This is a genomic window from Paraburkholderia sp. BL18I3N2 (assembly GCF_003001875.1).
In the GTDB taxonomy this organism is placed as follows: domain Bacteria; phylum Pseudomonadota; class Gammaproteobacteria; order Burkholderiales; family Burkholderiaceae; genus Paraburkholderia; species Paraburkholderia phytofirmans.
Map to the genome: position 1 here is coordinate 167,969 of NZ_PVNC01000011.1, position 21,739 is coordinate 189,707.

At 63.1% G+C, this 21,739-nt stretch carries 20 protein-coding genes; 16 read left to right on the forward strand and 4 right to left on the reverse strand.

Annotation, left to right across the window (positions count from 1 at the left end; all coding sequences use genetic code 11):
* Window positions 1–357 precede the first annotated feature (357 nt).
* The 4 genes from B0G75_RS25925 (at window position 358) to B0G75_RS25940 (ending at window position 3,565) form a co-directional block, all read left to right on the forward strand.
* Complete coding sequence (locus B0G75_RS25925) at window positions 358–1,740, forward strand: NCS2 family permease (RefSeq protein WP_106312305.1); 1,383 nt, start codon at window positions 358–360, stop codon at window positions 1,738–1,740.
* A 279-nt stretch (window positions 1,741–2,019) separates the two neighbouring features.
* Complete coding sequence (locus B0G75_RS25930) at window positions 2,020–2,445, forward strand: helix-turn-helix transcriptional regulator (protein WP_106312307.1); 426 nt, start codon at window positions 2,020–2,022, stop codon at window positions 2,443–2,445.
* On the forward strand, window positions 2,442–2,780 hold the full coding sequence (locus tag B0G75_RS25935; RefSeq protein ID WP_258194690.1) for an SRPBCC domain-containing protein: 339 nt from the start codon (window positions 2,442–2,444) through the stop codon (window positions 2,778–2,780). The genes B0G75_RS25930 and B0G75_RS25935 overlap by 4 nt, the downstream gene beginning before the upstream one ends.
* Window positions 2,781–2,827: 47 nt before the next feature.
* Entirely contained in the window at window positions 2,828–3,565 is a 738-nt protein-coding gene (locus tag B0G75_RS25940) for a thioredoxin family protein (RefSeq protein WP_106312313.1), read from the forward strand.
* Between the two features lie 45 nt (window positions 3,566–3,610).
* On the opposite strand, the gene B0G75_RS25945 is transcribed toward B0G75_RS25940, so the two are convergent.
* On the reverse strand, window positions 3,611–4,456 hold the full coding sequence (locus tag B0G75_RS25945) for a helix-turn-helix transcriptional regulator (protein ID WP_106312316.1): 846 nt from the start codon (window positions 4,454–4,456) through the stop codon (window positions 3,611–3,613).
* Between the two features lie 143 nt (window positions 4,457–4,599).
* On the opposite strand from B0G75_RS25945, the gene B0G75_RS25950 reads away from it, so the two are divergent.
* Together B0G75_RS25950 and B0G75_RS25955 are read left to right on the forward strand one after the other, a co-directional pair.
* Complete coding sequence (locus B0G75_RS25950) at window positions 4,600–5,436, forward strand: carbon-nitrogen hydrolase family protein (protein WP_106312319.1); 837 nt, start codon at window positions 4,600–4,602, stop codon at window positions 5,434–5,436.
* A 205-nt stretch (window positions 5,437–5,641) separates the two neighbouring features.
* Window positions 5,642–7,000: an APC family permease gene (locus B0G75_RS25955; protein ID WP_106312322.1), complete on the forward strand. Its 1,359-nt coding sequence runs from the start codon at window positions 5,642–5,644 to the stop codon at window positions 6,998–7,000.
* Window positions 7,001–7,084: 84 nt separating this feature from the next.
* Here B0G75_RS25955 and B0G75_RS25960 read toward each other — a convergent pair whose 3' ends face one another.
* Both B0G75_RS25960 and B0G75_RS25965 read right to left on the reverse strand, forming a co-directional pair.
* Window positions 7,085–7,267 carry a hypothetical protein gene (locus B0G75_RS25960; protein WP_106312326.1) on the reverse strand — a complete coding sequence of 61 codons (183 nt, stop codon included), beginning with the start codon at window positions 7,265–7,267 and terminating at the stop codon, window positions 7,085–7,087.
* A gap of 191 nt (window positions 7,268–7,458) precedes the next feature.
* Window positions 7,459–8,382 carry an NAD-dependent epimerase/dehydratase family protein gene (locus B0G75_RS25965; protein ID WP_106312481.1) on the reverse strand — a complete coding sequence of 308 codons (924 nt, stop codon included), beginning with the start codon at window positions 8,380–8,382 and terminating at the stop codon, window positions 7,459–7,461.
* Between the two features lie 106 nt (window positions 8,383–8,488).
* Here B0G75_RS25965 and B0G75_RS25970 point away from each other — a divergent pair, with 106 nt between their 5' ends.
* From B0G75_RS25970 to hutG, 8 genes are all read left to right on the forward strand, one after another.
* Window positions 8,489–9,385, forward strand: a complete 897-nt coding sequence (locus B0G75_RS25970; protein WP_106312329.1) for a LysR family transcriptional regulator — start codon at window positions 8,489–8,491, stop codon at window positions 9,383–9,385.
* 394 nt (window positions 9,386–9,779) lie between these two features.
* A complete protein-coding gene (gene hutH / locus B0G75_RS25975; protein ID WP_106312332.1) occupies window positions 9,780–11,303 on the forward strand; it encodes a histidine ammonia-lyase in 1,524 nt (507 codons plus the stop codon).
* Between the two features lie 25 nt (window positions 11,304–11,328).
* On the forward strand, window positions 11,329–12,024 hold the full coding sequence (hutC, locus tag B0G75_RS25980; RefSeq protein WP_012432558.1) for a histidine utilization repressor: 696 nt from the start codon (window positions 11,329–11,331) through the stop codon (window positions 12,022–12,024).
* A gap of 62 nt (window positions 12,025–12,086) precedes the next feature.
* Window positions 12,087–13,775, forward strand: a complete 1,689-nt coding sequence (gene hutU / locus B0G75_RS25985; protein WP_012432559.1) for a urocanate hydratase — start codon at window positions 12,087–12,089, stop codon at window positions 13,773–13,775.
* 17 nt (window positions 13,776–13,792) lie between these two features.
* Entirely contained in the window at window positions 13,793–14,419 is a 627-nt protein-coding gene (locus B0G75_RS25990) for a HutD family protein (RefSeq protein WP_106312484.1), read from the forward strand.
* A gap of 85 nt (window positions 14,420–14,504) precedes the next feature.
* Window positions 14,505–15,728 (forward strand): imidazolonepropionase, encoded by a 1,224-nt coding sequence (gene hutI, locus B0G75_RS25995; protein ID WP_106312335.1) that lies wholly within the window; start codon window positions 14,505–14,507, stop codon window positions 15,726–15,728.
* An 8-nt stretch (window positions 15,729–15,736) separates the two neighbouring features.
* A complete protein-coding gene (locus B0G75_RS26000; RefSeq protein WP_106312338.1) occupies window positions 15,737–17,143 on the forward strand; it encodes a formimidoylglutamate deiminase in 1,407 nt (468 codons plus the stop codon).
* A gap of 76 nt (window positions 17,144–17,219) precedes the next feature.
* Complete coding sequence (hutG, locus tag B0G75_RS26005) at window positions 17,220–18,035, forward strand: N-formylglutamate deformylase (protein WP_106312341.1); 816 nt, start codon at window positions 17,220–17,222, stop codon at window positions 18,033–18,035.
* Window positions 18,036–18,290: 255 nt separating this feature from the next.
* Here hutG and B0G75_RS40790 read toward each other — a convergent pair whose 3' ends face one another.
* A complete protein-coding gene (locus B0G75_RS40790) occupies window positions 18,291–18,428 on the reverse strand; it encodes a hypothetical protein (protein WP_181309343.1) in 138 nt (45 codons plus the stop codon).
* Window positions 18,429–18,761: 333 nt separating this feature from the next.
* Between B0G75_RS40790 and B0G75_RS26010 the strand changes: the two genes are divergently transcribed.
* Both B0G75_RS26010 and B0G75_RS26015 read left to right on the forward strand, forming a co-directional pair.
* Window positions 18,762–19,427 carry a hypothetical protein gene (locus tag B0G75_RS26010; RefSeq protein ID WP_106312344.1) on the forward strand — a complete coding sequence of 222 codons (666 nt, stop codon included), beginning with the start codon at window positions 18,762–18,764 and terminating at the stop codon, window positions 19,425–19,427.
* Window positions 19,428–19,771: 344 nt separating this feature from the next.
* Complete coding sequence (locus tag B0G75_RS26015) at window positions 19,772–21,685, forward strand: DUF3857 domain-containing transglutaminase family protein (RefSeq protein WP_106312347.1); 1,914 nt, start codon at window positions 19,772–19,774, stop codon at window positions 21,683–21,685.
* Window positions 21,686–21,739 lie beyond the last annotated feature (54 nt).

A 21,739-nucleotide genomic window follows, 5' to 3' on the forward strand; every position in this document is an offset into this window, starting at 1 on the left:
CGGTTTTGCAGGCGATCTGACAGGCTGGCCGAAGCACGGTTCATGCCGCGCCCGGCCGATTCACTAGCTCGTCGAACTCCGTTTTCAGCCGTGAAAGCCCTCAAAACCCTTTCATATCTATGTGACAAACCGTAGGTGTAAACGCGCGGGCGGCGAAGCTACTTTGGCGTCCCCTAAAGGATATAAGCATCGCGACATGGCAGGCATGCCATCCATGCGATGGGAGATATATTTGTGTTGCCCTACATTTCGAGACAGCAAAAAGACCCCACCCACATTAAACCAACGCAACGAGACGACCCTGATGGCGACCGCACCGGCGGCCGCTTCAGCACGCTGATAAAGGAGGCACTCATCATGATGGAACCCCACGCCCAACCGATTTCTGAAGTCGGCGCCGAATCATTCGACGGAAAGGGCTTTCTCGACCGCTACTTTGAAATCTCCTCGCGCGGCAGCTCGCAGCGGCAGGAAATCGTCGCGGGTATCACAACCTTTCTCGCGATGGTCTATTCCGTGTTCGTCGTGCCGGGCATGTTCGGCAAAGCGGGCTTCGACACCAGCGCGGTGTTCGTCGCCGTCTGTCTGACCACGGCTTTCGGCTCGCTGCTGATGGGCGTGTGGGCGCGCCTGCCGATCGCGATCGGCTGCGCGATTTCGCTGACGGCGTTTACCGCGTTCGGCCTCGTGCTCGGCAAGGGTCTGCATCCGAACGTCGCGCTCGGCGCGGTGTTTTTGATGGGCGTGGTGTTCACCGCGATCTCGGTGACGGGCGTGCGTTCATGGATTCTGCGCAATCTGCCGACGGGCATCGCGCACGGTACGGGCATCGGCATCGGCCTGTTCCTGCTGCTGATCGCGGCCAACGACGTGGGCCTCGTCGTGAAGAATCCGGGCGCGGGTCTGCCGGTGGCGCTGGGCAATATCACGGCGTTGCCGGCCATCATGTCGGTGGCGGGTCTCGCGGCCATCTTCGGTCTGGTGCGCCGCCGCGTGCCGGGCTCGATCCTGCTCGTGATCGTGGCGATTTCGGCGATTGCGTTCGTGATCGATCCGGCCATGTCGTTCCACGGCGTGTTCGCGGTGCCGTCGCTCAGCGCGCCGGGTCACGCTTCGCTGATCGGTGCGATGGACATCAAGGGCGCGTTGTCGATGGCGGTGCTGCCTAGCGTGCTGGCTCTCGTGATGACGGCGGTGTTCGACGCTACCGGTACGATCCGCGCCGTCGCGGGACAAGCGGGGCAACTCGATGAAAACGGCCGCATCATCAACGGTGGCCGCGCCTTGACGGCCGACTCGCTGAGCTCGATTTTCTCGGGCCTGCTCGGCGGTGCGCCGGCAGCGGCGTATATCGAATCGACAGTTGGCGTGGCGGCAGGCGCGAAGACCGGCATGGCCGCAGCGGTGGTCGGTCTGCTGTTCCTCGTGGTGATGTTCTTCTCGCCGCTCGCGGCCCTCGTGCCTTCATATGCAACGGCGCCCGCGCTGATGTACGTGGGTCTGCTGATGCTCTCGAACGTCAGCAAGCTGCATATGGACGACATGGTCGACTCGATGTCGGGCCTGATGTGCGCGGTGTTCATCGTGCTGACCGCCAACATCGTGACGGGCATCATGCTCGGCTTCGCGACGCTGGTGATCGGCCGCGTGGTCAGCGGCGAATATCGCAAGCTGAACGTGGGCACGGTTGTCATCGCGATCGTGCTGGTCGGTTTCTATCTCGGCGGCTGGGCGATCTGATCGTTATGTCATGAACTCGGGCGCTGCCTGGGTTTCGCCGGGTTGCAGTATCGGACTGTTGGATCTGTGCTGGAAAGCGAGAGCAGGGCGGTGCGTTTCTGGCTGCTTTGCTCGAGCCTGTAGTCGTTTGTTCTCCACCTTTGACGCGACGCGTTGCAGGCTTGATCTGCGGCACGCCGCGTATCTTTTTTGCCGTGCTCCCCACATTACATTTCGCGCGCTTGACGAAAACGCGTACCTGTCCTTGACTTTAGCTGCTTCATTTCTATACTTAACCTCATGGTTAAGTTTAACGAAGCGCTACTCGATCGCACTTTTGCTGCGCTCTCCGACCCGACACGGCGTGCGTTGCTCGCGCGTCTGTCGTCGAAAGATCTGTCGGTCAGCGAACTCGCCGAGCCGTTTGCGATGTCCTTGCCCGCTGTGATGAAACACCTCGACGTGTTGAGCGAGGCGGGTCTCATCACGCGCAGCAAAACCGGCCGCACGGTGGCGTGCCGCCTGTCCGCCGGGCCGATGGAAGAAGCCATGGAATGGCTTGGCCGCTATCGGTGCTTCTGGTCCGAATCACTCGATCGTCTTGCCGCTTTCGTCGAAGAGGAACAAGCTCCATGTCCACCCGGCCCAGCCTCACCCTCCAGCGGCGTCTCAACGCCGCGCCCGCCAAAGTCTTCCGCGCCTGGACGGAACCGGCGCAATTCATGACGTGGATGCATCCGGGCGGCGCGGACGTGGTGCGCGTGGAAATGGATGTGCGCGTCGACGGACGTTACGTGATCGTCTATCGCAAGCCGGACGGCAATGAGGTCGAGGTCGGCGGTCAGTATCTGGAGGTGGTGCCCGACCGTAAGCTCGTCTTCACATGGGTGTGGCGCTACAGCCCCGAACATGAATCGCCGGTCACGCTGCTGCTGGAACCGGACGGCGACGCCACATGGCTCACGCTCACGCACGAACGTCTCGCCGACGACGCGCAGTGCGAGGATCATCGCCGCGGCTGGACCGACGGGATCGATTCGCTGGAACGCTACGTGGAGTGAGTTCGTTTGTTTTCGTTAGTCTGCTCGATGCAGGGAAGGAGACGCATATGGAACCGCAACACCGTACGGGATCGAAAGAGGAGTGGCTGGCCGCCAGCGCGGCATTGTTAGCCGAAGAGAAAGCGCACATGCGCGCCGGCGACGAACTTGCGCGCAAACGTCGCGAGCTGCCCTGGGTCAAGGTGGACAAGACTTATACCTTCGATACACCGCAGGGCCGCAAGACGCTGGCCGATCTGTTCGACGGACGCAGCCAGTTGATCGTCTATCACTTCATGTTTGGCGCGGATTGGGAAGAAGGCTGCGTCGGCTGCTCGTTCCTGTCGGATCATATGACGGGGATCGTCACGCATCTCGAGCATCACGATGTATCGTACGTGACGGTGTCGCACGCGCCGCTCGCGAAGATCGAGGGTTTCAAGAAACGCATGGGCTGGACCTTCCCGTGGGTGTCATCAGCCGGCAGCGATTTCAATTTCGACTATCACGTGTCGTTCACGCCCGAACAGTTGGAGAGCAAGAAGGCGTTCTACAACTTCACCGAGCAGGACGTCGGCATCGACGAGCAACACGGCCATAGCGTGTTCTACAAGGACGAGAAGGGCGACGTGTATCACACGTACTCCGTCTATGGACGCGGCGACGAACGCTTCATCAACACCTACGCGCATCTGGACGTCACGCCGAAGGGCCGCAATGAAGACCACAATCTCACCGATTGGGTCAGGCATCACGACCGCTATGAAGAGAAGCCGCAAGGCGGATGCGCCGCATGTAGTTCTTGATGGTGTGCAACGCTAGCCTGGATCCGCGCGGTTAGAGGGGGGACGTCATGCACTCTGGCGTCCCGCTTCGTAAAACAGCGCGAAAAGTTCCGACTGTGAATTGACGTTCAGCTTCGTATAGATGTGCTTCTTGTGCGCGCGCACGGTCTCGAACGAGATCGCCAGTTTCTCCGCGATGGCGCGGGTCGAAAATCCACTCAAGGTCAGCATCGCCACTTCCACTTCGCGTGCCGTGAGCGATGCTCGGCCGCCCGAAGATGCGACCTGTTCGAAGCGCGCGGCGTAGGCGGGGGTGTCCGTGGGCGCTTCCATTTCCGTTGCGGCTTCGGCAGTGGCATCGGCCGAGGCCGGTTGCGGCGCGCCGAACGCCTCGTACGGCAAACGCTGGCGCAACAACGCGATCACCCACGGCGCGCACAGCGCGAGCACCGCCAGATCGCGCTCGCCGTAGCGTTGCGTTGCGCCGATCGAAAAGGCGAGCGTATGCCGTGCGTCGATCATGTAATTGAAATGCACTTCGTCGCCGACGATATTCTTCCTGAAGTACCGCTGGTAGTAATCGGTCATCGAGAAGTTGTCGGGCGCGACATCGGCTAACGTGACGAAGCCCGATGCGGGCTTCTCGGTGGCGGCGATATAGAACGGATCGAGTTGATAGAGCGCGGCCAGGTAGTCCTGGAACATCGCGTCCACGGTGCCGTCGGGCATGGGCGATTCGGCGCAGACGAGCGGCGCTTCGCCCGGTGTGAAACGCAACGCGACCCAACTGTCGAAGGCCACATAGCGTTCGAGCGCGCGCGTAAGGCGAGTCCAGAAGTGCGCGCTATCGAGGGCTTCGATAACCGCGCCGATCTCGCGATGAAAGGCCAGATCGCGCCATTCGAGTTCCATGCGTGCTCCGATGAGGGTAACCCAGCAGGGTAATTACGAACAAAAATATGTCTGGTAATAATAGGCCCAACCTGATCGCGAGGCGGAGTAAAACAGCCGCTGATCAACGCGAAGCGAATCAGCATGGACCGACAGGAGACACAATGCTTCAACTCGAACTCGCACAGATCCCCGTCGTGGATGGCGCCGTGGGCGTCGGCGGCGCGAACGTGCAACGCGTGCTGCAAATCATCGGTCAGCGTTCGGCCGAAACCGATCTGATCGTGTTTCCCGAAACCACGCTGTCGGGCTTCCCTACGCGCGACAACGTCCGCGAAGTGGCGGAAACCATCGACGGCCCGTCGCTCGCCGCGGTGCGCCATGCGGCGCGCGAAGCACGCGTGGCGGTGGCGGTGGGCCTCGCCGAGCGCGACGGCAGCCGCTTTTTCAACACCACGGTGCTGGTCGACGAACGCGGCGAGATCGCGCTGCGCTATCGCAAGACGCACCTGTGGGCCTCGGACGTCGGCGTGTTCGAACCGGGCGACCGCTACGAAGTATGCAGCTTCAAAGGCATGACCGTCGGTCTGCTGATCTGCTATGACATCGAATTTCCCGAAACGGCGCGCGCGGTCGCCTCGCTCGGCGCCGACCTGCTGATCGTGACCAACGGCAACATGGATCCATTCGGGCCGGTGCATCGCCGCGCCATCGTGGCACGCGCCATGGAAAACCAGATGTTCGCGGCGCTCGTCAATCGTATCGGCCGGGGAGACGATAACCTCACGTTTCCCGGCGAATCGGCGCTGATCGATCCGTTCGGCGAGGTGGTGAGCGACGCGGGCCAGCAGGAAACCGTGCTGCGCGCAACGCTCGACCGCGCGCGTCTGGAAGGCGCGCGTGAGCACTACCGTTACCTGCACGACGCGCGCATCGCACTCGACCTCGGCACCGAAGAAGGCGCACAGGGTCAGCGTGCACGCGTGATTCGCGCCCGCTGAAGCGAACACCCAGACAGATACACGAAGACACACGACCGGGCGCGCGCGTCGCTTCAGCGATGCAAAGCAGAAGCCCGGCACATCAGGCAAAGACCATCGGCGCGATTCCCGCGCTGCCAGCAAGTCCGATCGATCCGGCTCGACCGGGGCGCGTGCCATAGCGTGCCCGGGGCGACGCTTGTCCATTCGCAAGAGGAGACACTGTATGACTTCATCATCACCCGCCGCCGATCCCGCGGCCCCGCGCAGCGCACATCTGAAGCGCACACTCGGCCTGCCTTCGGTCCTGCTGTTCGGCCTCGCCTACATGGCGCCGCTGATCGTCTACGGCACATACGGCGTGCTGGCGGGCGCCAGCCAGGACACCGCGGCGCTCGCGTATCTGATCGCACTGATTGCGATCGTGTTTACCGCGCTCAGTTACGGCAAGCTCGCGCGGCTCTTCCCGGTGGCCGGTTCGGCCTATACGTACACGCGCAGAACCTTCAACCCGCATCTCGGCTTCATGATCGGCTGGGCCACCTTGCTCGATTATTTTTTCCTGCCGATGGTGATCTGGCTGATCGGCGCCGCTTATCTAAGCGCCGCGTTTCCGCACGTGCCGAGCTGGATCTGGATCGTCGCTTTCATTGTGCTGACGAGTGTGCTGAACATACTCGGCATTGAACTGGCGAACCGTTTCAACATCGTGCTGATGGTGGTGCAACTGGCGATCGTCGCGTTGTTCGTCGTGCTGTGCTGTCACTACGTGACGGCGGCCGCTGGACCCGGCGGTCTGATTTCGGCCGAGCCGTTCTTCAAGCCGCACGTGCCGTTCTCGGCGACGATGGCCGGCGCCGCGATCGCCGCGTATTCGTATCTCGGCTTCGACGCGGTCTCGACGTTGACGGAAGAAACCATCGCCCCTGAAAAGACCATGCCGCGCGCCATCGTGCTGATCGCGCTGATCGGCGGCGCGATCTTCGTGATCGCGGCGTACACGGTGCAGCTCGCGCATCCGGGCGCGGTGTTCAAGGACCCGGATTCGGCGGCCTTCGAAGTCGCGCGCAAAGTCGGCGGCGATATTTTCGTCACGGTGTTTCTGGCGGGCCTGATTCTCGCGCAGTTCGCCTCGGGCATCTCGGCGCAGGCGAGCGTGGGACGTCTGTTGTATGCGATGGGCCGTGATGAAGTGCTGCCCAAACGCATCTTCGGTTTCGTGCATCCGAAGTTCAAGACGCCGGCGCTGAACATCGCGATCGCGGGCGCCATCGGTCTCGTCGCCTTGAAGCTCGATGTGGCGACGTCGACGTCGTTCATCAACTTCGGTGCGTTCCTCGCGTTCACGGCGGTCAATCTCTGCGTGATTCGCCAGTTCTTCAACGCGAAGGGCGGTGCGAATGCAATGGGCGTGCTCGGCGGCCTGCTGTTTCCGCTGGCTGGCGCACTCGCTGACGTGTGGCTGCTGGTGAGCCTCGAGAAGACAGCGCTGGTGCTCGGCGCGGCGTGGTTCGTGTTGGGCTTGTGTTATCTCGGCTGGATCACGCGCTGTTTTCGTCGGGCGCCGCCGGAAGTGGCGGTTTGATGAAGCGGCTGGCGCTCGTGGATGAGCGGGGCCGTAGTGGTAGCGACGTCACCGCGTGTGGCGTCACGCTCGACGCGCTAGCATCTAAAGCGACATGTCGAAGGCGGGCCTGAGGAACAGTTCGATCGCCATCACGACGAGTCCCATCGCGGCCGCTGACAACGTCAGCGTGCCGTATTCGTCGTAGCATGTATCGTAAAGACACGCCACGACGAAGAGAATCGCCAGCAGATTAGTCAGCCAATCGAAATTCAGCGCCAAAGTCATCGATAAATCCGGGCTCATGTGCGGCTCGGATTGTCGAATCGCACGATCAGGTGAGCGCGATTCTATCGAGTCGAGCTTACGGATTCGCAACGACAACGCTTACACTAATTACGCTTTGGCATGCGCCATCGGCGCCCGGAAGAAGCCTCTTGCGGGGCACCTCCGGACGCCTGAATGGAAATCCCCTTGGCTTACGCCGCGGACGACATATGCTCCGGAGACATCATGTCGTGCTCGATCCAGTCGATCACCGACGTGCGCTTCGGTTGCCATCCAAGCAGCTTGCGGGCGCGTTCACCGCGCACGCGGCTATTCGAGCCGAGGCCGTACGAGGCCATTTCGTAGCCCCATTCCTTTTGCGCGTCTTCGAGCGGCCAGTCTTGCGGCTCGCCGAGCTTCATCGCGCGCGCAATCGCGGCGCTCATGTCGCGGAACGACGCCTCGCCGCTTTCGACGAAGTAGAAGGTGCCAGCCGGCGTCTTCTCCAACGCGAGGCGATACAGTTCGGCGACATCGTCGATAAACACGTTCGACCAGATGTTGCCGCCGCTGCCCACATGACGCACCACGCCGCTCTTCTGCGCCTGACGCACGAGGCGCGGCAGTTGCACGCTCGCGCTGCCCGGCACCGCGCCGTGGCCGTAGATCAGTGTGTTGCACAACACGGCCGAGCGGATATTCAGCTTGGCCGAATTGAGCACCAGCAGGTCGATCGCGACGCGCGCCACTTTGTCGGGAGTCGGCTCGGGCAGCGCGTCCTCGTGATAGATGCGCGCCTGACCCGCTTCGCCGCCCGACGCATCGCCGACGATGCTCGAACCGCTCGTATGCAGAAACGTTTTGCCGGAGCCGGCGAGTCCGTCGATCAGCGCCTTAACCGCGCCTTCATGATCGCTGCTCGCGGCGTTGATGACGGCGTCGGCGGCTCGCGCTTCGGCGATCAGCAACGCGCGGTCGTCGAGCGTGCCGATCACCGGTTCGATACCGAGGCGTTGCAGTTCGGCGCTATGTTCGGGGTTGCGGATCAAACCGCGTACGGTGTGGCCGGCGCGCGCCAGATGTGCTGCGATCGAGCCGCCGATAAAACCGCTTGCACCTGTGATGAAAATCTTCAAGACGTTCTCCTTGATGAGAAACACGATGACATGCACGCAGTATCCACCGACTTGATTCTCGCAAAAACCGTGTTAGTCTCAAATCAATCTTGATTTCAAATCAACAATGAAAACTTCCACGGACGAGTTGCTGGTGTTCGTCACGGTGATCGACAGCGGTTCGATCACGGCGGCTGCGGAGAAACTGAATCAGACCGTCTCCGGCGTGAGCCGCGCGCTCACGCGCCTCGAAAAGAAACTCGACACCGCGTTGGTAAGGCGCACGACGCGCCGTCTGCAACTCACCGAAGAGGGCGAAACCTTCCTGCAGCGCGCGCGAGCGATTCTGGACGCGATGGAAGAGGCCGAGGAATCCGTCACGCGCGGACGCGAGCGGCCCTCGGGGCGTCTGCGGGTCGATGCCGCGTCGCCCTTCATGCTGCATTGCGTGGCGCCGCATATGACGGCGTTTTCGGCGCTGTATCCGGAGATCAGGCTGGAGCTGACCAGCAATGAACGGATCGTTGATCTGCTGGAGCAGAAGGTGGACATCGCGATCCGCATTGGCGAATTGCAGGATTCGACTTTGCATGCGCGCGCCCTCGGCACCAGCAAGCTGCGGGTGCTCGCGAGCCCGGCGTATCTGGCCGAATACGGCGAGCCGAAATCGGTGGAAGCGTTGCGCGAGCATCGGCTGATCGGCTTTACCGCGCCGGAGCATCTGAACCGCTGGCCGTTGCGGGAAGGGCGCAAGGGCGGCGCGGAAACCCTGAAGATCGAACCGGCGATCACCGCATCGAGCGGCGAGACGTTGCGGCAACTGGTGCTGTCGGGATGGGGCATCGCCTGTCTCGCCGATTTTATGAGCGCGGCCGACGTGCGCGAAAAGCGTCTCGTGCCGATTCTCGGCAACGTGCTGGCGGACGAGCGGCAGCGGGTGAGCGCGGTGTATTACCAGAGCGCGTCGCTGGCGGGGCGCGTGCAGTGCTTTCTGGATTTCATCGCGGCGCGCGTGAAGCTTTAGCGGCGCTGTTCCATCACTAGTCGAACCAGCTGAAGCCCGCGGCTCGCCTGAGCGCGCGGGCTTTTTTGCGTCGTCTCGAGTCGTCTCTTCTATAACGCTCTTGTAGGCCGCGAAGCAGGCCGCAAAGCAGGCCGCAAAGCGCGCCGGTTCACGTGCCGAATATTTTTTACGCCTCGCGCTTGCGATTTTGAACGTGTATATACAAGTTGAGATCCGGGCGCTCAGAAGGCAACCCACGACGCGGAGCAGCAGGAAATCCCGCAGAGGCAAGATCCAAGCCAAGCTTACGTTTTGCCCTAATGGAAACCCCTAGGCCAAAACCGCAAAAAACAAGTTGTATATACAAGCCGACGCCGCTAGACTTCTCTCAAATTGTATAGACAGGACGACAACCATGATGACTCTGAAGCCCGGCTACCTGACCCTCCCGCAACTGCGCCAGATCGCACGCGAACACGTCGCGTTGCAACTCGATCCCGCCAGCCACGCCGCGATCGACGCCTGCGCGCAAGCCGTGGCGGATATCGCCGCGAAGGGGGAGCCGGCCTACGGCATCAACACGGGCTTCGGGCGCCTCGCCAGCACGCATATCCCGCACGACCAGCTCGAACTGCTGCAACGCAATCTGGTGCTCTCGCATGCAGTCGGCGTGGGTGAGCCGATGTCGCGTCCGGTCGTGCGTCTGTTGATCGCGCTGAAGCTCTCGAGCCTCGGCCGTGGTCACTCGGGCATCCGCCGCGAAGTGATGGAAGCGCTGATCACGCTGTACAACGCCGACGTGCTGCCGGTCATTCCGGTGAAGGGTTCGGTCGGCGCATCCGGCGACCTCGCGCCGCTCGCGCATATGTCGGCAACGCTGCTCGGCGTCGGCGAAGTGTTCGCCAAGGGCGAGCGCATGCCGGCCACCGAAGGGCTCGCGCTCGTCGGCCTCAAGCCGCTCACGCTGCAAGCCAAGGAAGGTCTGGCGCTGCTGAACGGCACGCAGGCTTCGACCGCGCTCGCGCTCTACAACATGTTCGCCATCGAAGACCTGTACCGCACCGCGCTGGTGTCGGGCGCGTTGTCGGTGGACGCGGCCATGGGTTCGGTCAAGCCGTTCGACGCGCGCATTCACGAACTGCGCGGTCATCAAGGCCAGATCGACGCGGCCGGGGCATACCGCTCACTGCTGCAAGGCTCGGGCATCAACGTTTCGCACGCCGATTGCGACAAGGTGCAGGATCCGTACAGCCTGCGCTGCCAGCCGCAAGTGATGGGCGCGTGTCTGGATCAGATGCGCCACGCCGCCAACGTGCTGCTGCTCGAAGCGAACGCGGTCTCCGACAATCCGCTGATTTTCCCGGACACCGGTGAAGTGCTGTCGGGCGGTAACTTCCACGCGGAGCCGGTGGCCTTCGCCGCCGACAACCTCGCGCTCGCCGCCGCCGAAATCGGCGCACTGGCCGAACGGCGCATCGCGCTGCTGATCGACGCGACGCTGTCGGGCCTGCCGCCGTTCCTCGTGCGCGATGGTGGCGTGAATTCGGGCTTCATGATCGCTCACGTCACGGCCGCCGCGCTCGCTTCTGAAAACAAGACGCTCGCGCATCCGGCATCGGTCGATTCGCTGCCCACGTCGGCCAACCAGGAAGACCACGTGTCGATGGCTACTTTCGCCGCGCGCAAGCTCGGCGACATTGCGGAAAACACCGCGAACATCCTGTCGATCGAACTGCTCGCTGCCGCGCAAGGCGTCGATCTGCGCGCGCCGCACAAGACCAGTCCGAGCCTGCAGAAAGTGATGGACGTGGTGCGCAAGGACGTCGCGCACTACGAACTCGATCATTACTTCGCACCGGATATCGCGGCGGTCACGCGTCTCGTGCAGGACGGCACGATCGCGAAGCTGAGCCCGCTCGCCTTCGCGTCCGAACAGTAAGCAGTCAGCGAGGCACAGCAAGCCAATGAACGCACCGGCCTATCAGGGCATCAAGGACTTCATCCTTGCGCGCATTCATGCGGGCGAATGGGGCGAAGGCGACCAGGTGCCCTCCGAAAACGAGCTGGCGCGCGAATTCAACGTGGCGCGCATGACGGTCAACCGCGCGTTGCGCGAGCTGACTTCGGAGCAGGTGCTCACGCGTGTGCAAGGGTCGGGCACCTTCGTGGCCCGCCCCAAGTACGAATCCACGCTGGTGGCGATCCGCAGCATCTCCGACGAAATCGTCGCGCGCGGTCATCGCTATCAGGCGAACGTGCTGCACATCGGCGCGAGCATTGCCGACGAAGCGCTCGCCGAGGAAATGCAGGTGAGCGCGGGCAGTCCGGTGTTTCATTCGCGTGTGCTGCACTTCGAAAACGACGAGCCGGTGCAACTCGAAGAGCGCTGGGTCAATCCCGCGGTCGCGCCCGAGTACGCGCTGCAGGACTTCACGAATACCACGCCGAATCAGTACCTCGTACGGGTCGCGCCGTTGCAGCGGGTCGAGTACCGCATCGAGGCATTAGCTGCCGACGGCGATACACGCGAGTTGCTGACCATGGACGAACTCGAACCATGCCTCGTGCTCCATCGGCGCACGTGGTCGCAAAGCCAGGTGGCATCGATCGCCAATCTCTGGCACCCCGGCAGCCGTTATCGCTTCACCGGACATTTCTGACATCGCCGTTTTTGCCGTACCCGAATCTTTTTCGACCATCTTCAAGCATTCCGAGGGCCACCATGAACAACCCGAAACACATCGACCCGCGTCTCGATCCTACCCGCACGATCCGCGCACCGCGCGGCGCGGAAAAGACCTGCAAGACCTGGATTGCGGAAGCCGCGTACCGGATGATCCAGAACAATCTGGATCCGGAAGTCGCCGAGCATCCGCATGCGCTGGTCGTGTACGGCGGCATTGGCCGTGCCGCGCGTAACTGGGATTGCTTCGATCAGATTCTCAAGTCGCTGAAAGATCTCGAAGAAAACGAAACGCTGCTGATCCAATCGGGCAAGCCGGTCGGCGTGTTCCGCACGCATGCCGACGCGCCGCGCGTGCTGCTGGCGAATTCGAATCTCGTGCCGCATTGGGCGACGTGGGAACACTTCCACGAACTCGATCGCAAGGGCTTGATGATGTACGGCCAGATGACGGCGGGCAGCTGGATCTACATCGGCAGCCAAGGGATCGTGCAGGGCACCTACGAGACGTTCTTCTCGGTGGCGAACCAGCATTTCAACGGCGATCCGTCGGGCCGCTGGATTCTGACGGGCGGCCTGGGCGGCATGGGCGGCGCGCAACCGTTGGCGGCAACCATGGCCGGTTTCTCGATGATCGCGGTGGAATGCGACGAGACGCGTATCGACTTCCGTCTGAAGACGCGTTACGTCGACAAGAAAGCAGCGACCCTCGACGAGGCGCTCGCCATGCTCGAGGAAGCGAAGAAAGCCGGCAAGCCGGTGTCGATCGGCCTGCTCGGCAACGCGGCGGATGTGTTCGCTGAATGCGTGACGCGCGGTATCACGCCGGATTGCGTGACCGATCAGACCAGCGCGCACGACCCGATTCACGGCTACCTGCCGCAAGGCTGGAATGTCGAAGACTGGCGCGAGCGTCAGAAGACCGTGCCGGACAGCATCGTGCTGCCGGCCAAGCAATCGATGGCCAAGCAGGTCCAGGCCATGCTGACGCTGCAGGAGCGCGGCGCGGCCACGCTCGACTACGGCAACAACATCCGCCAGATGGCGCTGGAAATGGGCGTGGAAAACGCGTTCGATTTCCCGGGTTTCGTGCCGGCGTATATCCGTCCGCTGTTCTGCGAAGGCAAGGGGCCGTTCCGCTGGGTCGCGCTGTCGGGCGATCCTGAGGATATCTACAAGACCGATGCCAAGGTCAAGGAACTGATCCCTGACGATCCGCATCTGCACAACTGGCTCGATATGGCGCGCGAACGTATCGCGTTCCAGGGCTTGCCGGCGCGCATCTGCTGGGTCGGCGTGAAGGATCGCTATCGTCTGGGCCAGGCGTTCAACGAGATGGTGAAGAACGGTGAGTTGAAGGCGCCGATCGTGATCGGCCGCGATCACCTCGACACCGGTTCGGTGGCGAGCCCGAATCGCGAAACCGAATCGATGAAGGACGGCTCGGACGCGGTCAGCGACTGGCCGCTGCTCAACGCACTGCTGAACACGGCGGGCGGCGCTTCGTGGGTTTCGTTGCATCATGGCGGCGGTGTCGGCATGGGCTTCAGCCAGCACTCGGGTGTCGTGATCGTCGCGGACGGCACGGATGCGGCGAAAGAGCGCCTCGGCCGCGTGCTGTTCAACGACCCGGCTACCGGCGTGATGCGTCATGCGGATGCGGGCTATGAACTCGCGCAGGAAACGGCGCGCGAGGCGGGTCTCAATCTGCCGATGCTGGGCCGTTGAGCGTGGCGTTTCAAGGCATGCCTCACAGCGCGCCTGTGGGCAACGGCGCAAGCCTCACGCTGATTCGCGGCGCCGACCTCGTGGCGGCGCCGTGGAAGAACGGCGGCGGCGTCACGCGTGAAGTGGCGGCGTTTCCCGAAGGCGCGGGGCTCGATGCCTTCGTGTGGCGGGTGAGCGTGGCCGATGTCGCGCAGGCCGGGCCGTTCTCGCGCTTTGCCGGCATCGATCGTACGCTTGTGCTGCTGTCCGGCGCGGGCATGTTGCTCGACGAAGCGGATAGCGCGCACGGTGTGAAGACGCATGCATTGACGCAAGCGCTCGACATGGCTCGCTTCGCCGGCGAGGCGCAAATCGACGCGCGTCTGGTCGACGGCGCGACTCGCGACTTCAACCTGATGGTGCGGCGTGAGGCGGCGCAGGGCGACGTGGAAGTCTGGCGCGGCGCAACGCAACGCACGCTTTCCGCCGACGCGGTCCTGCTGTATTGCGCGGAGGGTTCGGTGTCGGTTACGCCGGGCGACGCGCAAGCACTGTCGCTTGCCACCGGCGACACGCTGCGCATCGACACGCCCAGCGCGCTGTCATGCACGGTCGAAGGCGCGGGTGCCTTGCTCGCAATCAGCATCCGTTACAAGCAACGATGACGACGATTCGCGTGCACGTCTGCGTCCTTTACGGCGTTTGTACGCGAACTACCACAGACACGCAACAAGCTGCAAAGAGCACGCGATGAAGCAAACCGTCTGGCATCACCTTAAACTTTGCCCGCAGGGCGATCCCCAACACACGCTGCCCGATGCTGCGATCGCCGTTGAAAACGGCACGATCGTATGGCTCGGTGCGGCTTCGTCATTACCCGCAGAATACGCCGCATGGCCGCGCGAAGATCTGCTCGGCGCGTGGGTGACGCCGGGTCTCGTCGATTGCCACACACATCTCGTGTACGGCGGACAGCGCGCGGACGAATTCGCGCAGCGCCTCGCGGGCGTCAGCTACGAAGAGATCGCGCGGCAGGGCGGCGGCATCGTCTCCACGGTGCGCGCCACGCGTGCCGCAGACGAGGCGTCGCTGTTCCGCCAATCGGCCGCGCGTCTCGAACCCTTGCTCGCCGAAGGCGTGACCACGGTCGAGATCAAATCCGGCTACGGCCTCGACCTCGCGAGCGAACGCAAGATGCTGCGCGTCGCGCGTCAATTGGGCGAGCGCTATCCCGTGACCGTCTATACGACGTTTCTCGGCGCGCACGCGCTGCCGCCCGAGTTCGCCGGCCGTGCCGACGCGTACATCGACGAAGTCTGCAACACCATGCTGCCCGCGCTCGCCGACGAAGGCCTCGTCGATGCGGTCGACGTGTTCTGCGAGCGCATCGGTTTTTCGCTGGAACAAAGCGAGCGCGTTTTCAAGGCGGCGGAACGTTACAAGCTGCCGGTGAAAATGCACGCCGAGCAATTGTCGAACGGCGGCGGCACGGCACTCGCCGCGCGTCATCACGCGCTGTCCGCCGACCACCTCGAATTTCTCGACGAAGCCGGCGTCGCCGCGATGAAGGAAGCGGGCACGGTGGCTGTGCTGCTGCCGGGCGCGTACTACTTCATCCGCGAGACGCAGTTGCCGCCTTTGGAATTGCTGCGGCGCTATCAGGTGCCGATCGCGATTTCGACCGACAGCAACCCCGGCACATCACCCGCCACGTCGCTGCTGCTGATGATGAACATCGCCACCACGCTGTTCCGCATGACCGTGCCCGAAGTGCTGCAAGGCGTGACGTCGCACGCGGCACGCGCACTCGGCAAGGCGGATCGCCACGGCTCGCTGGAAGCGGGACGCGCGGCGGATTTCGCGGTGTGGTCGGTCGATTCGCTGGCCGAGCTGGCTTACTGGATTGGACGTCCGCTGTGCGCGCGAGTCGTGCGTGCAGGCGAGACCGTCTATACGCGGCGTGAATTGAGCTAGGGCCTGAGATGACTGAACCGCACAAGCAATCGAATCAATCGCTATTCGCCGAGTACGCATACCTGCCGGATGGCTGGCGCCGCAACGTGCTGCTGGAGTGGGACACGAACGGCACGCTCACCGCCGTCACGCCCGATACGTCGACGCCGCCTATTGGCGTGCAGAAAGCTGCTGGTCCGGTACTGCCTGGCATGCCGAATCTTCATTCGCATGCATTTCAGCGCGCGATGGCCGGCCTCACCGAATATCGCGCATCCGGCGCGGGCGCCACGGATAACTTCTGGAGCTGGCGCGACCTGATGTATCGCTTCGCCGCGCGCATCACGCCGGAAGGCCTGGCGAGCGTCGCGCAATGGCTGTACATCGAAATGCTGAAAGCGGGCTATACATCGGTGTGCGAGTTCCATTACGTGCATCACACGCCGGACGGCATCCGCTATGCGAATCAGGCGGAACTCGCACAACGCGTGGTGGATGCGGCCTCGAAGAGCGGCATCGGCATGACGATGCTGCCGGTGCTCTATCAGTACAGCGGCTTTGGTTCGCGCGCGCCCCGTGAAGATCAGCAGCGTTTCATCAACACGCCAGAGAGTCTGCTCGATCTGCTTGGCACATTGCGCGCGGCGCGCCCTGAAACTGCCGCGTTGCGTTACGGTGTGGCGCCGCATTCGCTGCGCGCCGTCTCCGCGGAGTCGTTGCGTACGCTGCTCGGCGGCATCGATAACACGGCGCCCGTTCATATCCATATCGCCGAGCAGACCGCCGAAGTCGATGCGTGCGTCGAAACCGAAGGCGCGCGTCCAGTGCAATGGCTGCTCGATCGTTTCGATGTCGGCAGCCGCTGGTGCCTCGTGCACGCCACGCACGTCGATGCGAACGAAACACTGGCGCTCGCGAAAAGCGGCGCGGTCGCCGGCTTGTGTCTAACCACCGAAGCGAATCTCGGCGACGGCATTTTTCCGGCGCAGGAATATCTCGACGCGCAAGGGCGCATCGGCGTGGGCTCGGATAGCCATATCGGCATCGACTGGCGCGCGGAGTTGCGTTTGCTCGAATACGGCCAGCGTCTCACGCGCCGTCAGCGCAACGTGCTGGCGTCGGCGCAGGCCACGCATGTCGCAGATCGTCTGTTCGACGCCTCGCTCGAAGGCGGCGCGCACGCGACGGGCCGCGCGGTCGGCGCGCTGCAGGCGGGCCGCCGCGCCGATTGGCTCGTGCTCGACGCGGATCATTCGAGCATTGCCGAGCATGCACCGGACGCCTGGCTCTCGGGCGTTGTATTCTGCGAGCATGGCGAAACACCGATCCGCGACGTCTATGCGGGCGGCGACAAGGTCGTCGATAACCGCAGGCATCGCGATGAAGAGGGCGCATACGCGCGCTATCGCGTGGCGCTGGCGGACCTGCTCAAATGAACGACGCGCCAACTTGCCGGCGCATGTCGCATGAGTTGCTGAACTGATCCTTCGATCCTATCGATTCCGGACTGACATGACTGCTTCGAACACTCCGCCGGTTTTCTCGCTGCATCGCGGAAACCTGCCGCTGCTCATTTCGATTCCGCATCTGGGTACGCAAATCCCGGCCGACATCGCCACGACGATGACGCCCGCCGCGCAGCGCACCGACGATTGCGACTGGCATCTGGACCGTCTCTATGCGTTCGCAAAACGCATGGGCGCGTCGATTCTCGCGCCCACTTACGCGCGCTATGTGATCGACTTGAATCGTCCACCCGATGGCGCGAATCTGTATCCGGGCCAGGACACGACCGGTCTGCTGCCGGTCGATACGTTCGACAAGGAGCCGTTGTATCTGGACGGCCATCTGCCGGACGAGGCCGAAACCGCGCGCCGTCGCGACGCTTACTGGAAGCCTTACCATGAGGCGCTGCAAGGCGAACTCGCGGCGCTGAAAGCGAAACACGGCAAGGTGCTGCTGTGGGAAGCGCATTCGATCCGCTCGCACGTGCCGCGTTTTTTCGAGGGGCGTCTGCCCGATTTCAACTTCGGCACCTCGAACGGCGCGAGCGCGGTGGCGGGATTGGCGGAGGAGATGGCCGCTACGGTCGAGCGATACGACGGCGGCTATACGGCTGTCGCCAACGGCCGCTTCAAGGGCGGCTATATCACGCGTGAATATGGCCAGCCGTCGCAAGGCGTGCATGCGTTGCAACTCGAACTCTCGCAGATCACGTATATGGAAGAGCACATGCCGTATGCGTATGACGAAACGTTGGCCGCGAAAGTCGAGCCTCTGCTGCAAGCGCTCGTCGTGAAAGCATTGGAGCGCGTCACGACGGCGTGACATGCCGCTCGTCTTCTCTTCTTTTTCCACGCGCTTCATCGTGCCGCGCAAGCTGTGCGGCACGATGAAAGCGCGTCGGTTGACACCGCAAAGGTGTAACAGCATGTGTCCGTGATTGCATGCTGCCGTTTTCGCGCAGAACGTATAGAGCGTTGAAGACATCTGCTTGCTCTGCTTCGACCTGATGCCGAAAAAAAGCCTCGCGTTTAGCGAGGCTCTACGACGTGCCGTGCCGGTCAGGGCGTGGCACTGCCATTAGTGGCAGCGTTTTTCCCAGTGATGATGAACATGCACCTTGTGGCATACAGGGTGGTGATGTTCATAAGCTTGCGCGGGAGCGATGGCGCTCAGGGCTGCAGCGGCTGCGGCGATGGCGAGGACGATCTTCTTCATTACAAAATCCTTAAATCAGTGTTGGGGTACTAACGGAGCAGCACGGGGCGTGCCGCTACCGCTCGCAAGCATGCCACATCGCGCGCACGGAGCAGAGGAACGCTGAGCAAACGCAGGTGTCAATTCACAACGACGATCGTGGTGAGCCGCCACCGGCAATGGATAGCGGGCAATGGTGCGTAATTGCGCGGTGGCGTGTATTTACGACAGTTCGACGCTCACACAATGGCATTCCGGGATTGCGCGCCATGCGGTGAAGCGTCTACCCTTTCAAAACGATAACGCGCGACGCGCGTGATCACTACATCGGGCAAAAAGATGGAAGACCCAGCGATGGAAGATTCCGACGAATTGCTGCTCCCGGTCTGGCGAGCAAACCTGGTGCTGTTGACCCGCGAGGTCGGCGCGGCGACGCGACTCGCGCGCATGATGACCTTCTCCGCGAGCTATCTGAAACTGATGTTGTCCGGCCAGCGCGAATTCAGCGAGGAATTCGTGCGCGGCATCGAAGCGGTCACGGGATTGCCGGGCGGCTGGATGAACGCGCCGCACACCGAGCAGGACATCCCGCCCAACGCGCGTGAAGCGATCGACAACGAACAGCCGCTCGCGCGGTTTCGCGGCACGGCGCATCCGGTGCGAAAGAAGTCAGTGCTGCGGCCGCCCGAACCGATTTTCGGCCAGCCGGGGCCGGCCAAGCGCGTCGAGGAAGAAATCCTCGACGCGGAAGCGCATCGGCGTCAGGCGCACTTTCGCAAGGTTCGCGATGTGGCGATGCAGGACGTGCGGCGTTTCGAGCGGCATCTGACTCACGCGCCGGTCGAACTGGCGACGATGCGCGCGAAGGTGGAGGACGTGATCGCCGCCGCCGATCTCGACGACCCGATCCAGGCCGATCTCGCGGGACGGCTTGAGCAGATCGAAAAGCATCGGCATCTGCTGCTCAGGCACGTCGAGCGATTGCAGGCGTTGCTCGGGCAACTCGGCGAGACGGAATGAGGCAGCGAGCCGCCAGTTAGCGCTTGCTTACGCAGGCTGAGAGAAAGTCCTGCGGCGGGCCGTGAAAATTCGGCCTCGCGTATCCACGCCGGCCGCGTCGTGCGCCGGCGCCACGCTCGTCCAACGGAACGAACGCCGCGCGATGCCGGTAAAGTGCCATCGAATCGGCGTGCCATCGCATCGATCAGCATCGGCGGACCGAGGCCGGAGCGCGCAGGCCATCATTGTGCTAAAACCACGATACGGACTCAGCCGAGGTGCATCTTGGGGAAAATTGCCGTCACGCTGCAGCAGGCGCTTGCCCGTTGTCGACAGGATGGCGCGCGGGGCAGGGCGCGGCACACATGACGCGGGGCGCGGCGTTTTTTCTCAAGCTGGCCTGCGGGTCGGCGCTGGGCGCATGCGTCGCGCTCAGCGCGTTGGCCGACGACAGCGCGTCCACCGCATCCAGCGACGATCGCGCGCCTTCCACGATCGAGCGCGACGTTCATCTCTTCACGATCCAGAAAGACGGCTCCGTCGAGGAACACGACGACACCGTCTTGCGCGCCAACACGACGAGCGGCGTCGACGATATCGCGCAACGCTACGTGTGGTTCAACAAGGGCATCGAGCAGGTGCAGTTGCTGGCCGCTGAAACGATCGACGCGGACGGCGTTGCGCATCCGGTCGGTCCCGAGGCGATCCGCGACGTGCAGGAGCCGCGCTCGGCAGGCGCGCCGAGTTTCGAGGACGGCGTGTTGCGCACGGTGATCTTTCCGGGCGTGGAGCCGGGCTCGCGCGTGCATCTGGCGTTTCGCAAGACGCGCACGAAGCCCTTGCAGGCGGGCACCTTCGCGTACCTTGTCGAGCCGACGCGCGACCCGGTCGAACTGCAGCGCCTGATTTTCGATCTGCCCGCCGACGTGCCGCTCTACGCTGACGCGCGCGGCTACGTCGCCGTGCCGCCGGTCACGGCAAACGGCCGTACCCGCTACGAGTTCGACTACCGGCACGGGCCGTATGCGCCGCTCGAAGCCGGCTCGGTCGGCTACGCGAACTGGGGCGATCGCCTGATGGTATCGACGGTGCCGGACTTCGCGAATTTTGCCGCTCGCTATCGTGGCCCCGCAACCGACGCGACGACTGGCGATCCGGCGATCGTCCGGCTCGCGCAAGCGCTGAGCGCCGGCACCGACGATCCGCGCGTGAAGGCGCAACGGCTCTACGACTGGATGCGTCTGAATATCCGCTACGTCGCCTTGTTTCTCGGCGAAACGGCGGCAATTCCACACAGGGCGACCGACATCCTGCGCAACCGTTACGGCGACTGCAAGGACCACGTCGCGCTCTACGGCGCGTTGCTGGCCGCGGTCGGCATCCGTAGCGAGGCGGTGCTGCTCAATCTCGGGCCGTACTACAGTTTGCCGGACGTGCCCGGCTACGGATCAAGCGCGATCAATCACGCGATTATCTGGATTCCTGAGTTGTCGTTGTATGCGGACACGACGGCGGGCGGCACGGCGTTCGGTTATCTGCCGCCGAACGTGATGGACCGGCCGGTCTTGCTGGTCGGCGAGGGCGTGTTGTCGCGCACGCCGGCCACGCAGTTGCGCGAGCGCAGCGCGCGCGTGCAGATCGACATCGATGAAAGCGGGGCGGCGAATTACGCTTATCGCGCGGAGGACGCGGGTTTTACCGCCGAGATCGAGCGCAATACCTTTCGGCGCTCGACGCGGCAACGCACGAAGCAGATCGCCGCGAACCGTTTGTTGCAGACGGGTTTGCACGGCACGACACAATTGCGCACGGCTGATCTCAACGCGACGAGCGGACCGTTTGCCACGTCGATGCAAGGGAAGGTGGAGCACTTCGTTTGGACCGACGGCACCACGGCGGTACCGGCCTTGACGAGTTTCTCCGGCGGCATGGGCTCCCAGGTGCAGGCGTGGCTCGCGGAGCCATCGAGGACTCAGCCCTGGACGTGCATCGGCGGAGAGTTTGACGAGACCCTGGAAATGACGCTGCCGCGCTTCGTACGAGTGACGGATTTGCCTTCCGACACGGCGGCGCAAAACCGCTTTCTGACCTTTTCTTCCCGCTACGTCTACGATCCTGCCGCGCGAGTCTTGCAGGTCAGGCGGCACTTGCGTGCCGCCTTTGGTCATCAGATGTGCTCCGCGAGTGAGTTCGCCGAGATGCACGATGATCTCGTTCGAATCGAACGGGATCTCGATGCCGAACTGGTGGTCAAGGCCGCCAAGTCGAAGAACCCATAGCGATGGCGCCGGCACGGGCGCCACGCATTGAAACCCGTGCCGCGGCCACACGCG

Coding starts and splice junctions, on each gene's coding strand:
- B0G75_RS25925 (WP_106312305.1), top strand. CDS start 358: ATGATGGAACCCCACGCCCAACCGATTTCTGAAGTCGGCGCCGAATCA.
- B0G75_RS25930 (WP_106312307.1), top strand. CDS start 2,020: ATGGTTAAGTTTAACGAAGCGCTACTCGATCGCACTTTTGCTGCGCTC.
- B0G75_RS25935 (WP_258194690.1), top strand. CDS start 2,442: ATGACGTGGATGCATCCGGGCGGCGCGGACGTGGTGCGCGTGGAAATG.
- B0G75_RS25940 (WP_106312313.1), top strand. CDS start 2,828: ATGGAACCGCAACACCGTACGGGATCGAAAGAGGAGTGGCTGGCCGCC.
- B0G75_RS25945 (WP_106312316.1), bottom strand. CDS start 4,456: ATGGAACTCGAATGGCGCGATCTGGCCTTTCATCGCGAGATCGGCGCG.
- B0G75_RS25950 (WP_106312319.1), top strand. CDS start 4,600: ATGCTTCAACTCGAACTCGCACAGATCCCCGTCGTGGATGGCGCCGTG.
- B0G75_RS25955 (WP_106312322.1), top strand. CDS start 5,642: ATGACTTCATCATCACCCGCCGCCGATCCCGCGGCCCCGCGCAGCGCA.
- B0G75_RS25960 (WP_106312326.1), bottom strand. CDS start 7,267: ATGACTTTGGCGCTGAATTTCGATTGGCTGACTAATCTGCTGGCGATT.
- B0G75_RS25970 (WP_106312329.1), top strand. CDS start 8,489: ATGAAAACTTCCACGGACGAGTTGCTGGTGTTCGTCACGGTGATCGAC.
- hutH (WP_106312332.1), top strand. CDS start 9,780: ATGATGACTCTGAAGCCCGGCTACCTGACCCTCCCGCAACTGCGCCAG.
- hutC (WP_012432558.1), top strand. CDS start 11,329: ATGAACGCACCGGCCTATCAGGGCATCAAGGACTTCATCCTTGCGCGC.
- hutU (WP_012432559.1), top strand. CDS start 12,087: ATGAACAACCCGAAACACATCGACCCGCGTCTCGATCCTACCCGCACG.
- B0G75_RS25990 (WP_106312484.1), top strand. CDS start 13,793: ATGCCTCACAGCGCGCCTGTGGGCAACGGCGCAAGCCTCACGCTGATT.
- hutI (WP_106312335.1), top strand. CDS start 14,505: ATGAAGCAAACCGTCTGGCATCACCTTAAACTTTGCCCGCAGGGCGAT.
- B0G75_RS26000 (WP_106312338.1), top strand. CDS start 15,737: ATGACTGAACCGCACAAGCAATCGAATCAATCGCTATTCGCCGAGTAC.
- hutG (WP_106312341.1), top strand. CDS start 17,220: ATGACTGCTTCGAACACTCCGCCGGTTTTCTCGCTGCATCGCGGAAAC.
- B0G75_RS40790 (WP_181309343.1), bottom strand. CDS start 18,428: ATGAAGAAGATCGTCCTCGCCATCGCCGCAGCCGCTGCAGCCCTGAGC.
- B0G75_RS26010 (WP_106312344.1), top strand. CDS start 18,762: ATGGAAGATTCCGACGAATTGCTGCTCCCGGTCTGGCGAGCAAACCTG.
- B0G75_RS26015 (WP_106312347.1), top strand. CDS start 19,772: ATGACGCGGGGCGCGGCGTTTTTTCTCAAGCTGGCCTGCGGGTCGGCG.